The organism is Roseivivax halotolerans (assembly GCF_900115815.1).
GTDB lineage: Bacteria > Pseudomonadota > Alphaproteobacteria > Rhodobacterales > Rhodobacteraceae > Roseivivax > Roseivivax halotolerans.
In genome coordinates this window covers 106,267-119,784 of the sequence record NZ_FOXV01000003.1, presented here as the reverse complement: position 1 = coordinate 119,784, position 13,518 = coordinate 106,267, and the positions used below count along the sequence as shown (strand labels likewise).

Below are 13,518 nucleotides of genomic sequence, written 5' to 3'. Positions count from 1 at the left end.
CAAAGCGCTCAGGGTGTGTAGGGGCGCGCGAGTTCCTGAAGAACCCAGGTATCGACCTCGGCGGCAACCGCGTCCTCGCCAGAGATCGCGGAGATCACGCCGGCGATCCGGCGCGACGTGTTTTTACCGGCGATGACCGGCCCGCCGGACATGCCGCGCTCGACCGGGCAGGAGAGATACCAGCGCCGCCCGCGCCGCTCGCCGTCGCAGCCGTTCTGCGCGCGCTGAAGGTCAGGGTCGGCGCGCCCATAGCCGATGAGGGTGAAGCTGCCGGACACCCCCGCAGGGCTCGCCGGGATAGGCTCCATCGGCAAGGCTCGGTCGAGGCGCAGCACGGCGATGTCGCGATGCACGACGATGCCGTCTGCATCGACCGCATCGGGGTGGAGGGCGATCTCTACCACGCTTGCCGCGCCCGCATGGCGCCCGTCTTCCCAACCCGCGACGAAGCCGAGGCCCCGCGTTCCGCGCACCCGCCCGTCCGAGAAGGTTACGCAATGCGCCGCAGTCAGGACGGTCGCTGGGCCGACGAGCGTGCCCGAGCAGATCCTGAGCGCCGAGAATCCGCCGCCGAAAAGCCGCCCCACCGCGGGGTCTATGGCCAAGGCCGGGGTCGCGAGACATGTCAGGGTCAGGAGGAGGGCAGCGCGCATGACGCGCAAGCTAGCGGAGACGCCGTCGCGGTCTAGAGCCCGATCCGTCTGACGGGTGCAGGAACCTTGTCGGCAGAGCGCGCGCCTCCAGTCGCGGCATCCCACTTGCAGGTTCAAACCCCCGCCAAGTCCGCTTGCATCGCCTGCGGGCCTTCCATAGGTTCCGCGCAACTTTGCAGACCCGACGGCGACACATGCGCCGGACCCCGAGAAAAGGAGCCCCTCATGGACGGAAACGCGCTGGCGCAGTTCGTGCCTCTCATCCTCATCTTCGCGATCATGTATTTCCTGCTGATCCGCCCCCAGCAGAAGAAGATGAAAGAGCATCAGAAGATGGTCGAAAACCTGCGCCGCGGCGACCAGGTCGTCACCCAGGGCGGCATCATCGGTAAGGTGGTGAAGGTCAAGGAAGGCAACGAGCTCGAGGTCGAGGTCGCCGACGGGGTGAAGGTTCGCGTCGTGCAGAACACGATCACGCAGGTTCTCTCCAAGACCGAGCCCGCCAACAGCTGACCTCCGGGCGCATCGCGTCCGTAGCCCCGAAAAGGCCCTCTACATGCTGCAGATCGACACCTGGAAGCGCGTCCTCATCTGGCTCGTCGTGGCCTTCGGGATCGTCTTCGCCGCGCCCAACCTTTTCTATGATCGGGTGGAGCGGCACAACGACGCGGCCACCGCCATCGAGCGGGAGGGCGAGACCGAAGAGCGCACCGCCGCGCTCGGGGCGTGGCCGAGCTGGCTGCCTTCGACGATCATCAATCTCGGGCTCGACCTGAGAGGCGGCGCGCATCTTCTTGCCGAGGTCCAGGTCGAGGACGTGTATGACGCGCGGCTCGAGGCGCTCTGGCCCGAGGTCCGCGACACGCTGCGACCTCTGCGGGATAGCGTCGGCACGATCCGCCTGCAGGACGGCACGCCGGGCGAATTGCGCGTGACGCTCGGCAACCCGGACGGCATGGGCCAAGCGCTCTCGGCGGTGCGGGAGCTTGCACAGCCGGTGGCCTCGGTCGCATCGGCAGGTGCATCGGACATCGAGGTCTCGGGCGAGGGCGACACGCTTGTCGTGCGTCTCTCGGAGGCCGAGCAGCGCGCCACGGATGATCGCACCTTGCGCCAGGCGCTCGAGATCATTCGTCGACGGATCGACGAGGTGGGCACGCGCGAGCCCACGATCCAGCGGCAGGGCGAAGACCGCATCCTGATCCAGGTGCCGGGCATCGGCTCCGCCGCGGAGCTTAAGGACATCATCGGCACAACCGCGCAACTGACCTTCCAGCCGGTCGTCGGCCGCGGCGTGGCCGAAAGCACAGATCCCGGCATCGGCAACGAGGTCGTGCCCGCGCTCGACGATGAGGGCGTCTTCTACGAGCTCGAGCGCGCGCCTGTCGTGACCGGCGAAGAGCTTGTGGATGCTCAGCCCGCCTTCGACCAGAACGGCAACCCGGCGGTCAATTTCCGCTTCAACGCGCAAGGCGCGCGGGCCTTCGGCGAATACACCGCAGAGAATATCGGCAATCCCTTCGCCATCGTTCTCGACAACGAGGTGATCTCGGCGCCGGTGATCCAGAGCCACATCCCCGGGGGCTCGGGCATCATCACAGGGCAGTTCACCGTTGAGGAATCGACGCAGCTTGCGGTCCTGTTGCGCGCGGGCGCGCTACCGGCGGGGCTGACCTTCCTCGAGGAGCGCACCATCGGGCCCGAGCTCGGCCAGGACTCGATCGAGGCCGGGCAGATCGCCACGATGGTGGCCTTCGCGCTGGTCCTCGTCTTCATGTTCGCCTGCTACGGGCTCTTCGGCCTCTTCGCGAATATCGCGCTTATCATCAACGTGGCGCTCCTTTTCGGGATCCTGTCGGTGATCGGGGCAACGCTGACCCTGCCGGGTATTGCCGGGATCGTGCTGACCGTCGGTATGGCGGTCGATGCGAACGTTCTGATCTTCGAGCGGATCCGCGAGGAGCTGAAGACCGCGCGCGGGCCGGCCCGCGCCATCGAACGGGGCTATGAGAAGGCACTTTCGGCCATCGTCGACGCCAATATCACGACGATCATCACCGCGATCATCCTCTTCGCGATGGGCTCCGGGCCCGTGCGGGGCTTCGCGCTGACGCTCGGTTTCGGCATCATCACCTCGGTTTTCACGGCGATCTTCGTGACCCGGCTCTTCGTCACCATGTGGTTCGAGCGCACGCGCCCGAAGACCATCACAGTCTGAGAGGTTCCGCCCCATGCGACTGAAACTCGTTCCCGAAGAGACCTCCGTCGACTTCTTCTCCCGCTCCAAGCTGTGGCTCGGGATCTCGGGGCTGATGATGGTCATCGCCTTCGTGTCCTTCGCCCTGCAGGGCCTCAATTTCGGCATCGACTTCCGCGGCGGCACGACGATCCGCACCGAGAGTGCGGAGCCGGTCGACGTTGCGGCTTATCGCGCGGCGATGCAGGAGCTTGAACTCGGCGATATCGTTATCTCGGAAGTGTTCGATCCGAGCTTCGGGCCGGACGAGAATGTCGCGATGGTGCGGATCGCGCCGCAGGGCGATGCAGAATCGGTGACGCCCGAGACGATCCAGGCGGTCGAGAGCGCGCTCCAGAGCGTGGCACCCGACATCAACTTTACCTCCGTCGAGAGCGTCGGGCCGAAGGTCTCGGGAGAACTTATCCAGACCGCGATCATCGCGGTGCTGCTCGCGATCGGGGCGGTGCTGATCTATATCTGGCTGAGGTTCGAATGGCAGTTCGCCCTTGGCGCGGTGGCCGCGCTCGTCCATGACGTGCTGCTGACCATCGGCATCTTCTCGGAGTTGCGGATCCAGTTCGACCTCGCGATCATCGCCGCGCTTCTCACCATCGTCGGCTATTCGCTGAACGACACGGTCGTGGTCTTTGACCGCGTGCGAGAGAATCTCGTCAAGTACAAGAAGCGGCCGCTGAAGGAGGTGCTCAACATCTCGATCAACGAGACGCTGAGCCGGACCTTGATGACCTCGGTCACGACGCTTCTTGCGCTGATCGCGCTCTTCATCCTGGGCGGTGACGTGATCCGGGGCTTCGTCTTCGCGATGATCTGGGGCGTGCTGGTCGGCACCTATTCGTCGATCTTCGTCGCGACCGCGCTCCTGCACCGACTCGGCGTGAAACGCGACTGGGAGAAACCCACCGACGGCGGTGCGGGCACGCAATTTGCCAATGTGGATGCCTGAGACGCGAGATGCCGCAGGGGCCCCGGCTTGCCGGAACGCCCCGCCGGGTCATATTTTTGAACGGTGACACGAGGGGGATACGTGCCATGCGCCTGAACGAGGTAACCTTCACGGACGCCCAGCCGGTGGACGGCTACGGGCCGGGCTTCTTCCGGATCGGCGGGGAGGCGATAGAGGGTCCGCTTTGTCTCAGCCCCAAGGGCACCGAGGCCTGGGGCGGCTTCGAGGATCGTGCGCGGCTTCTGGCGCTGGCGGACGACATCGACGTTCTCTTTGTCGGCACCGGCCCCGAGACGGCGCATATTCCGAAAGACCTGCGGCACGCTCTCGAAGAAGCGGGTATGGGCGTCGAGGTGATGGCGTCACCCTCTGCCTGCCGGACCTACAACGTCCTTCTCTCCGAAGGCCGGCGGGTGGCGCTGGCGGTGCTTCCGGTCTGAGCCTTGCGCGATGTGGCGCGGGCGAGGGGGCCCTTTGCCCCCTCGCGCTCCCCCGCCGGTATTTATGCCAACCCAAAGAGAGGGCCGCGCGCGAGAGCGGTTCCGTTCCCGCGCGGGGCAGGCTAGGTCTTGGGCCATGTTGACAGTGTCCGATCTTTCCGTTGCGCGTGGCGGCCTGCCGGTTCTGAGCGGCGTGAGCTTTGCTCTGCAGGCGGGTGAGGCACTCATTCTGCGCGGGCCGAACGGCTCGGGGAAGACAACGCTCCTGCGCTCGATCGCGGGGCTTCAGCCGCCGCTGTCGGGGACAATCGAGGGCACCGACCGCATCGCCTATGCCGGGCATCAGGACGGGATCAAGACCGCGCTCAGCGTGGAGGAAAATCTCGGCTTCTGGGCGTCGGTCTTCGGGACGGGCAAGATCGAGGCCGCGCTCGAGGGCTTCGATCTCTTGGGTCTCAAATCGCGGCTGGCCGGGAACCTGTCGGCGGGGCAGAAGCGGCGGCTCGGCCTGGCCCGGCTTCTCGTCACTGGACGGCCGGTCTGGGTGCTGGACGAGCCGACCGTGTCGCTCGATGCAGCCTCGGTCGCGTTGTTCGCGGGGGCGGTGAAGACGCATCTTGCTGGCGGCGGCGCGGCTCTCATGGCGACGCATATCGATCTGGGTTTGCCGGAGGCGCGCAGCCTCGACGTGACGCCGTTCAAGGCGCGGCCCGAGGAGCTTGGCGCAGACGAGGCGTTCCTGTGAGGGCGCTGATCGCACGCGATCTGGCACTGGCCGTCAGGGCCGGAGGCGGGTTCGGTCTCGGCCTTGCCTTCTTCCTCATCGTCGTGACGCTGATACCGTTCGGCGTTGGGCCGGAGACGACGCTTCTGACCGAGATCGCGCCGGGCATCCTCTGGATCGGTGCGCTTCTGGCCTGCCTTCTGTCGCTGGACCGGGTCTTCGCACTCGATTGGGAGGACGGATCGCTCGACCTTCTGGCGACCGCGCCGCTTCCGATGGAAGGCATCGTCACGATCAAGGCGCTGGCCCATTGGCTGACGACCGGCTTGCCGCTGGTGCTGGCCGCGCCGGCGCTGGGTCTCCTCCTGAGCCTGCCCGCGCCGGGATATCTGTGGCTGTTCCTGTCGCTTCTGATCGGCACGCCCGCCTTGTCGGTGATCGGCACGTTCGGCGCAGCCTTGACCGTCGGCCTGAAGCGCGGCGGGCTTCTCTTGTCGCTCCTGGTGCTGCCGCTCTACGTGCCGACGCTCATTTTCGGGGCCGAGGTCGCGCGGCGCGGAGCCGACGGACTCGCGGTGGAAACGCCGCTCCTGATGCTGGCGGGGCTGTCCTTCGGCACGCTGGCGCTATTGCCCTTCGCCTCGGCGGCCGTCCTTCGGGTGAATCTGCGATAGCGCTTGCGCGCGCCCGCGAGCACATGTGAATTGTCCCTGCCTGTCCGAGGCCTTAAGGAACGCTCATGTCGCTTTGGGAATATGCTAATCCGGTCAAGTTCATCCGCACGACGGACCGCGTCCTGCCGTGGCTGGCATGGCTTTCGGCGGTCTGTCTTGCGGTCGGTCTGATCTGGGGATTCTTTTTCACGCCTGACGATTTCCGGCAGGGCTCCACCGTGAAGATCATCTATCTGCACGTGCCCTCGGCGCTGATGGCGATCAATGGCTGGCTGATGATGCTGGTGGCGTCGCTGATCTGGATCGTGCGGCGGCACCACGTCTCCGCGCTCGCTGCTCGTGCCGCGGCCCCGGTCGGCGCGACGATGACGGTAATTGCCCTGGCCACGGGCGCGATCTGGGGGCAGCCCATGTGGGGCACCTACTGGGCGTGGGATCCGCGCCTGACCTCCTTCCTGATCCTGTTTTTGTTCTACCTCGGCTACATGGCGCTCTGGGCGGCGATCGAGAATGACGACACGGCGGCGGATCTCACCTCGATTCTCTGTCTCGTCGGATCGGTCTTCGCGCTTCTGTCGCGCTACGCGGTCAACTTCTGGAACCAGGGACTGCACCAGGGCGCGTCGCTGTCCCTCGACAAGGAAAAGAACGTGGCGGATGTGTTCTACTTCCCGCTGCTTGTTTCGATCGCGGGGTTTGTCCTTCTTTTTATCGCCCTTGTCTTCCTGCGGACCCAGACCGAGATCCGGGCGCGGCGGATGCGGGCGCTTCTGGCGCGGGAGCGGATGGCGTGATGCCGGATCTTGGAAAATACGCAGATGCGGTCCTGTCGGCCTACGCCGTCTCCCTCGTTTTGATCGTGGCATTGGTCGCGTTCAGCGTCATGCGTGCCCGCAAGGTGCGGCGCGAGCTTTCGGATGTGGAGGGACGCCGTGGCTAAGATCTCGCCTTTGATGATCCTGCCGCCCGTCATTTTCGCGGCGTTCGCAGGTCTCGCCTATGTCGGCATGCAACGGGTCGATCCCGATTCTCTTCCCTCGACGCGCCTCGGCCAAGAGGCGCCGGCCATCACCGAGACCACGCTGGGCGATCTGCCGGGCGTCACGCCGGAGATTCTGCGGTCGGGCGATGTGACGCTTGTGAACTTCTGGGCCAGCTGGTGCCCGCCCTGCCGGGTGGAGCATCCAATGCTCCTCGAGATGCAGGACGAGGGGATGCCGATCATCGGCGTCAACATGAAGGATCAGGCCAATTCGGCACTGACCTACCTCGCCGACGAGGAGAATCCGTTCGCGGCGGTCGCCTACGATCCTCAAGGGCGGACCGCGATCGACTGGGGCGTCACCGCGCCGCCCGAGACCTTCATCCTCAGCGGAGAGGGCGAGGTGCTCTTCCGCTTCACTGGCCCTCTTGTCGGATCGGATTACGAGCAGCGGTTCGTGCCGGAACTCGAGGCGGCGCTGGCCGAGGACTAGTCCGGTCCTTTGTCCCGGTCTGTCGTGGTTTCAGGTGTCGGAGGGGCGCGCGCAGCGCCCCTCCGTGTCCTGCAGGCATGTCGTGTCCGAAGCCGCTGCGTGTCCGTCGCTCGCCCCGTAGGCCCCGAGGACCGTCAGTGCCACCAGCACTGCGGCCTGTATCATCGTGACGACCGTTCTGCCTGTCCGTCCTGCCTTCATCGTCTGATCCCTTCTGATGCGGGGTTACGATGCGGAAGGTGTAAGCCCATGCGGGGGGATTTGGCGCCTCACGAGACCGCGACGGGCGGAAAGCCGCCAGCGACCCGACTTCACGGGCGGCGCCGCGGTTGAGCGACGAAAAAAGCCCTGCAAATGCAGGGCTTTCTCCAGGTTACAGGCAGATGGACGACGTCAGGCCGCCTTGGCGAGGTTCCGCAGCACGTAGTGCAGGACGCCGCCGTGACGGACATATTCGACCTCGATGGCCGTATCGATCCGGCACTTCAGGGTGATCTCCTTCTCGGAGCCGTCTTCCATCGTGATCTTGCAGGGCAGCTCCGCGCCAGGCGTCACGTCCTCGAGCCCGTGGATCGAGACCGTTTCCTTGCCGGTCAGGCCCAGCGAGCTGCGGGTGTCGCCGCCGGTGAACTCGAAAGGCACCACGCCGAAGCCGACGAGGTTGGAGCGGTGAATCCGCTCGAAGCTTTCCGCGATCACGGCTTTCACACCGAGAAGCGCCGTGCCCTTGGCCGCCCAGTCGCGGGACGAGCCCGCACCGTATTGCTCACCGCCGAAGATCACGAGCGGCGTGCCCTGATCCTGATAGGCCATCGCGGCGTCGAAGATCGAGGTCTGGTTGCCGTCGGGATCGAGCGTGTAGCCGCCCTCGACGCCGTCCAGCATCTCGTTCTTGATGCGGATATTGGCGAAGGTGCCGCGCATCATGACTTCGTGGTTGCCGCGGCGCGAGCCGTAGGAGTTGAACTCCCGCGGCGGGACCTGGCGATCCACGAGGTATTGACCGGCCGGGGTCGTTTCCTTGAACGAGCCCGCAGGCGAGATGTGGTCGGTGGTGATCATGTCGCCGAGGATCGCGAGAACGCGCGCGCCTTCGACATTGTGGATCTCGCCCGGCTCTTTCGACATGCCCTGGAAATAGGGCGGGTTCTGCACGTAAGTCGACGTGGACGGCCAGTCGTAGGTCTCCGCGTCGGTGGTCTCGACCGAGCGCCACTTCTCGTCGCCTTTGAACACGTCCGCGTACTTCTCCTGGAAGCTCTCACGCGTGACGGTCTCTTCCACGAGCTTGGCGATCTCCGCCTGGCTCGGCCAGATGTCCTTGAGGTAGACGTCGTTGCCGTCCTTGTCCTGGCCGATCGGGCTGTTCGCCACGTCGATATTCATGTCGCCTGCGATCGCGTAGGCGACGACGAGCGGCGGCGAGGCCAGGTAGTTGGCGCGCACGTCCGGGCTGATCCGGCCCTCGAAGTTCCGGTTGCCAGACAGAACGCTGGTCGCGATCAGGTCGTTATCGGCGATGCACTTGGAGATTTCCGGTGCAAGCGGCCCGGAGTTCCCGATGCAGGTCGTGCAGCCGTAGCCGACGAGGTTGAAGCCGATGGCGTCGAGATGCTCCTGCAGGCCCGATGCCTCGAGATAGGCGGACACGACCTGGCTGCCCGGCGCCAGCGAGGTCTTCACCCAGGGCTTGCGGTCGAGGCCGAGTTCGCGCGCCTTCTTGGCGACAAGACCTGCGCCGATCATGACGTAGGGGTTCGACGTGTTGGTGCAGGACGTGATCGAGGCAATGACGACAGAGCCGTCATGAAGCTGGAATTCCACCTCCTCGCCGTCGATATCCTTCATCTTCACGAAGCCGCGCTTGTGGCTGCCTGTATCGCCCGGAATCTCGGACGGTTCGGGCATGCCGCCTTCGCCTTCCCAGCGGACTTCTTCCTGCGGGCTCGCATCCTTGCCGTTCCGCTGACCGGCGATGTAGTCGTGGAAGGTCTTTGCCGCCTCGTCGAGATTGACGTGATCCTGCGGACGCTTCGGGCCCGAGATCGCCGGCTTGACGGTGGTCATGTCGAGTTCGAGCGTATCGGTGAAGATCGGCTCGGAGCCGGCCTCGCGCCACATGCCCTGTTCCTTGGCATAGGCTTCGACGAGCGCGATGCGGTCCTCATCCCGGCCGGTCTGGCGCAGGTAGCGCAGGGTCTCGTCGTCGATCGGGAAGAAGGCGCAGGTCGCCCCGAATTCGGGGGACATGTTGCCGATGGTCGCCCGGTCGGCAAGCGTCACGTTGTCGAGCCCGTCGCCGTAGAATTCGACGAACTTGCCGACGACGCCCTTCTCGCGGAGCATCTGGCAGACCTTGAGCACGAGGTCGGTCGCGGTCGTGCCTTCGACCATCGCGCCGGTGAGCTTGAAGCCCACGACTTCGGGGATCAGCATGGAGATCGGCTGCCCGAGCATCGCGGCCTCGGCCTCGATGCCGCCGACGCCCCAGCCAAGGACGGCCGCGCCGTTCACCATCGTTGTGTGGCTGTCGGTGCCGACAAGCGTGTCGGGATATGCCACGTCCTCGCCGTTCTGGTCCGCATCGGTCCAGATTGTCTGCGCGAGGTATTCGAGGTTCACCTGGTGACAGATGCCGGTGCCCGGCGGCACGACGCGGAAGTTCGCGAAGGCGCCTTGGCCCCACTTGAGAAACTCGTAGCGCTCGATGTTGCGCTCGTATTCGCGGTCGACGTTCATCTGGAAGGCGCGGGGATTGCCGAACTCGTCGATCATAACCGAGTGGTCGATTACGAGATCGACCGGGTTCAGCGGGTTGATCTTCTGCGGATCGCCGCCGAGCGCCTTGATCCCGTCGCGCATCGCCGCAAGGTCCACGACCGCCGGAACGCCGGTAAAGTCCTGCATCAGAACGCGCGCCGGGCGGTAGGCGAGCTCGCGCTTGGACTTGCCGCCGGCTTCGGCCCAGGCCGAGAATGCCTTGATATCGTCGGTATCGACGGTGACGCCATCCTCGTAGCGCAGCATGTTTTCCAGGACGACCCGGAGAGACTTCGGCAGCTTGGAAAAGTCGCCGAGGCCCGCCTTCTCGGCGGCAGCGATCGAATAATAGGCGATGGTGCGGTCGCCAACCTTGAGGGTCTGGCGGGTCTTGTTGCTGTCTTGGCCGACGGTAATGGGCATGAAAAGCCTCCATGACGTGACGTGAAAGAAGAGGGCTTGGGTGGTATCTGCATCAACACGCCGAGCCGATCAAGAGTGTCACACGGTTTTATGTATACAATGGTGCACAAATTTCCGCCGTGACATCGGTGACGCGCTCTCGCAGCCTCTCGCAATTCGTTGATTGTTCATTTCAGGGGCGGGCGGCTACATCTTTCGAGGTTTGGACAAGCGGGGTTCCATGGCTGTTTCAGGTCTCATTCGGGCGTCTGCCCTTGCCGGAGCGTGCCTCTGGGCCGGAGCGGCTCACGCGGAGGATGCTCCCGTGGTGATAGAACTCTATACCTCGCAGGGCTGTTCCTCCTGTCCGCCGGCGGATGCGCTGCTGAACAAGCTGGCGCTGGATGAGAACGTCATCGCGCTCGCGCTGCATGTCGATTACTGGGATTACATCGGCTGGAAGGACAGCTTCGCCAATCCCGCCTTCACCGCGCGCCAGAAGGGATACGCCGAGGCCGCCGGGCGCCGATCGATCTACACGCCGCAGATGATCATCGACGGCACGCACGACGTGGTCGGCAATCGCGCCAAGGACGTGACCGCCATCGTGGCGCGGGAGGCGGGGATCGAGACGCCGGTCTCGATCCGCCTCGCTCGGAGCGGCGACGCACTCAGCATCGCGCTCTCGTCGGACGCGCCGGTCGGGCCTGTCGATATCCATGTCGTGCGCTACCGCGCCGGCGACACGGTTTCGGTCGAACGCGGTGAGAATGCCGGGCGTGATCTCGACTATTCGCACATCGTGACCGATTGGGACGTGGTTGCTCGGTGGGACGGCGATTCACCCCTGACGACCGAGGTTCCGGTGTCGGGCGATCTGCCGATCGTTGTCCTCGCCCAAGAGCCCGATTACGGTCCGATCCTGTCAGCGGCGCGCCTGAAATAGACGTCCGTGGCGGCGCGGCTCACTCGGCTTTCTGAGACGCCTCGCGAGCGCGCTTTCGGGCTTTCTTCTCCTGACGTCTTGGCTTCCAGCGGCGATGGATCCAGAACCATTGCGCCGGATCATTCTCGATCCGCGCCTCGAGGCGGCGCGTCATCTCACGGGTCATCTCAACCGGATCGCCGTGCGGAATAGACGGCTCGAAGATGCAATCGAAGCTCACGCCGTCGTTGCGGCGAATGCCGAAGAACGGCATGAGCAGCGCATTGGTCCGAAGCGCGATTTCCGCCGCCGAAGTCAGGGTCGGCGCGGGCTTTCCCAGGAAATCGATCTTCGCGCCGGAGCTGTCGTAGACATCGAAGAGCAGGACGCCCATGCCGCCTTGGCGGATGTGCTTCACAAGGCCCATCGTGCCACGCCGGCCCTGTTCGAAGACCGGCCCCGATAGCGCATGCATGTTCTGTGCGTAATGCGCGTTGAAGAACGGATTCGACATCGGACGATAGAGCCCGCCGATCTGGTAGCCCCGCGCGACAAGCGCGGCGCGCGGGGCTTCGAAATTGCCGAAGTGGCCGGTGACGAACAGGACCGGTCGGCCCTCTTGGCGGGCCGCCTCCAATTCCGTGACGCCCTCACCCAGAAGCGGGCTGCCGGCCATCCTGTCGCGAAGGCCGAGAACGTCGTAATTCTCGATCATCGTGCGCCCGGCATTGTCCGAGACCGCGCGGGCAATGGCGCGGCGTCGATCCTCGGTCATGTCGGGCCATGTATAGGCAAGATTGGCCTCGGCGCGGGCTCGGTATCCGGCCAAAGGCGCGACCACGCGAGAGATGAGTCCGCCCATGAGCGACAGACGCATCCGTAGCGGAAGCGTCAATGCGAGGCGGATCAGCGCGCGCAGGACGATATCGGTCACCCAGTCGATCCGGCTTCCCGCAAGCTCCTCGGCTTCGGCCTCGGTCGAGTTTGGCTCTTCTTTGCGCGTCATCCATCCGCCTGTCTGCCTCTCCGCGCCCGTCTTAGGGGCGCGGGGGCGGCGCGGCAAGGTCAGCCCGGACCGGGTGCGCGAAGCCGGATCTCGCCCGACGCCTCCATTTCCCGGATGGCGGCGACCACGGCGTTCTGGGCGGCCTCGACCTCGCTGCGGGGCGTGGAGGCAACCTCGGCCGCTTCCTCGCGCAGCGTGGCGGCCATGCGCGTCGAGAGGTTCGCGAGCACGAAATCCACCGTCCGGTTCTCCGCCTCGCCCATCGCGCCACCGAAAGCGCGCGCAAGCACGTCGTTTTCGACATCGCGGGTAATCTTGGGGGCATCCTCCGGGGCAAGACGTTCGGCGATGTTCTCGAACGTGAAGATCTTGCGGCGTACCTGTTCGGCAAAGTCCTGGTCCGCCTCCTCGAGATTTGTCAGCACTTCGTTGCGGGTTTCGGCGCGCGAGAAGTTCAGGATGCTGCCCAGCCGCTCCTCGGGTTTGCGGTCGAAGGCGTGCGGCGGGCGGGCGTCGAGTTGCGCGGCGAGGCTGAGGCCGATCCGATCCACCGTGTCGGGCGTCACGCCCGCTGTCTTGGACACCGCATGTGTGATTCGGCGGGCGCGGGCACCCGGAATGAGCGCCAGCACCTCCGCGGCGCGGGCGACCTCGATTCGGCTGAGCATCACTGCCGCCACCTCGATACTTTCGGTTTCGACGAGTTCGGCAAGCGTCTCGGCTTTCTCCGCGCTGATGATCTCCCACGGATCGCCGGTACGGCGCACGCCGCTTTCCTTGCGTAAGCGCGCGGCGGTCCGGGACGAAATGCGGCCGTCGAGAGCAGTCAGCGCACGGCTCATGTTTCCCGGAAAGGACATGCCGACCGCGTCCAGCTCGTCCGCGAATTCGGCGATGACCGAATCGAGCGTGGTGCGATCGATGTAGCGCATCGCGCCGAGTTGCAGCGTGAGTTCCGATTGCAGCGTTTCGGGCAGCGAGGAGAGCGGAATGTCCGTCCCTTCGTTCAGGATGAACTGCACGATGATCGCGGCCTTGGCCTTCCGGCTGAGCCGCGCCGGCATCCGCGCGGCACCGGGATCGGGAGCGTCGAACGCAGATTGAGGCGTGAAGGGCGCGATCTGGGACATCGGGGCAGGCGGATCCTTTGCGGATATCGGTGCCACCCTCACTATCGCGCGCTCGGTTAAGGAAGGCTGACCAACGCCCGGACCTGAATAGAAAAAAGGCGGCCCCTGACGGGCCGCCCCCATATG

15 protein-coding genes are annotated in these 13,518 nt (G+C 65.3%); 10 read left to right on the top strand and 5 right to left on the bottom strand.

Features of this window, described 5'->3' with window-relative positions; translation table 11 throughout:
• Window positions 1–8 precede the first annotated feature (8 nt).
• Complete coding sequence (locus BM171_RS05600; RefSeq protein WP_175497497.1) at window positions 9–653, bottom strand: trypsin-like serine peptidase; 645 nt, start codon at window positions 651–653, stop codon at window positions 9–11.
• Between the two features lie 225 nt (window positions 654–878).
• Here BM171_RS05600 and yajC point away from each other — a divergent pair, with 225 nt between their 5' ends.
• The 9 genes from yajC to BM171_RS05555 all read left to right on the top strand — a co-directional run bounded on the left by yajC (window position 879) and on the right by BM171_RS05555 (window position 7,169).
• Window positions 879–1,166, top strand: coding sequence for a preprotein translocase subunit YajC (gene yajC, locus BM171_RS05595; protein ID WP_093009850.1), 288 nt, complete (start codon window positions 879–881; stop codon window positions 1,164–1,166).
• 43 nt (window positions 1,167–1,209) lie between these two features.
• Entirely contained in the window at window positions 1,210–2,871 is a 1,662-nt protein-coding gene (secD, locus tag BM171_RS05590; RefSeq protein ID WP_093009849.1) for a protein translocase subunit SecD, read from the top strand.
• Between the two features lie 13 nt (window positions 2,872–2,884).
• Window positions 2,885–3,856, top strand: coding sequence for a protein translocase subunit SecF (gene secF, locus BM171_RS05585; protein ID WP_093009848.1), 972 nt, complete (start codon window positions 2,885–2,887; stop codon window positions 3,854–3,856).
• Between the two features lie 86 nt (window positions 3,857–3,942).
• Window positions 3,943–4,296: an Mth938-like domain-containing protein gene (locus BM171_RS05580; RefSeq protein WP_093009847.1), complete on the top strand. Its 354-nt coding sequence runs from the start codon at window positions 3,943–3,945 to the stop codon at window positions 4,294–4,296.
• Window positions 4,297–4,432: 136 nt separating this feature from the next.
• The gene (gene ccmA / locus BM171_RS05575) at window positions 4,433–5,041 is read left to right on the top strand and encodes a heme ABC exporter ATP-binding protein CcmA (RefSeq protein ID WP_093009846.1); all 609 of its coding nucleotides are present in this window, start codon (window positions 4,433–4,435) and stop codon (window positions 5,039–5,041) included.
• Complete coding sequence (ccmB, locus tag BM171_RS05570; protein WP_093009845.1) at window positions 5,038–5,694, top strand: heme exporter protein CcmB; 657 nt, start codon at window positions 5,038–5,040, stop codon at window positions 5,692–5,694. The genes ccmA and ccmB overlap by 4 nt, the downstream gene beginning before the upstream one ends.
• 65 nt (window positions 5,695–5,759) lie before the next feature.
• On the top strand, window positions 5,760–6,488 hold the full coding sequence (locus tag BM171_RS05565; protein WP_093009844.1) for a heme ABC transporter permease: 729 nt from the start codon (window positions 5,760–5,762) through the stop codon (window positions 6,486–6,488).
• The gene (gene ccmD, locus BM171_RS05560) at window positions 6,488–6,634 is read left to right on the top strand and encodes a heme exporter protein CcmD (RefSeq protein ID WP_093009843.1); all 147 of its coding nucleotides are present in this window, start codon (window positions 6,488–6,490) and stop codon (window positions 6,632–6,634) included. The genes BM171_RS05565 and ccmD overlap by 1 nt, the downstream gene beginning before the upstream one ends.
• Window positions 6,627–7,169, top strand: a complete 543-nt coding sequence (locus BM171_RS05555) for a DsbE family thiol:disulfide interchange protein (RefSeq protein ID WP_245760193.1) — start codon at window positions 6,627–6,629, stop codon at window positions 7,167–7,169. Before ccmD ends, BM171_RS05555 begins: the two co-directional genes overlap by 8 nt.
• A gap of 30 nt (window positions 7,170–7,199) precedes the next feature.
• Here the strand turns inward: BM171_RS05555 and BM171_RS18870 are convergent, their stop codons facing one another.
• Complete coding sequence (locus BM171_RS18870) at window positions 7,200–7,370, bottom strand: hypothetical protein (protein ID WP_175497496.1); 171 nt, start codon at window positions 7,368–7,370, stop codon at window positions 7,200–7,202.
• A gap of 192 nt (window positions 7,371–7,562) precedes the next feature.
• Entirely contained in the window at window positions 7,563–10,352 is a 2,790-nt protein-coding gene (gene acnA / locus BM171_RS05550) for an aconitate hydratase AcnA (protein ID WP_093009841.1), read from the bottom strand.
• A gap of 304 nt (window positions 10,353–10,656) precedes the next feature.
• On the opposite strand from acnA, the gene BM171_RS05545 reads away from it, so the two are divergent.
• Window positions 10,657–11,277, top strand: coding sequence for a DUF1223 domain-containing protein (locus tag BM171_RS05545; RefSeq protein WP_245760192.1), 621 nt, complete (start codon window positions 10,657–10,659; stop codon window positions 11,275–11,277).
• 19 nt (window positions 11,278–11,296) lie between these two features.
• Here the strand turns inward: BM171_RS05545 and BM171_RS05540 are convergent, their stop codons facing one another.
• Both BM171_RS05540 and BM171_RS05535 read right to left on the bottom strand, forming a co-directional pair.
• On the bottom strand, window positions 11,297–12,262 hold the full coding sequence (locus tag BM171_RS05540; protein WP_093009839.1) for a lysophospholipid acyltransferase family protein: 966 nt from the start codon (window positions 12,260–12,262) through the stop codon (window positions 11,297–11,299).
• A 59-nt stretch (window positions 12,263–12,321) separates the two neighbouring features.
• Window positions 12,322–13,392, bottom strand: a complete 1,071-nt coding sequence (locus tag BM171_RS05535) for a flagellar motor switch protein FliG (protein WP_342741987.1) — start codon at window positions 13,390–13,392, stop codon at window positions 12,322–12,324.
• Window positions 13,393–13,518: the final 126 nt, after the last annotated feature.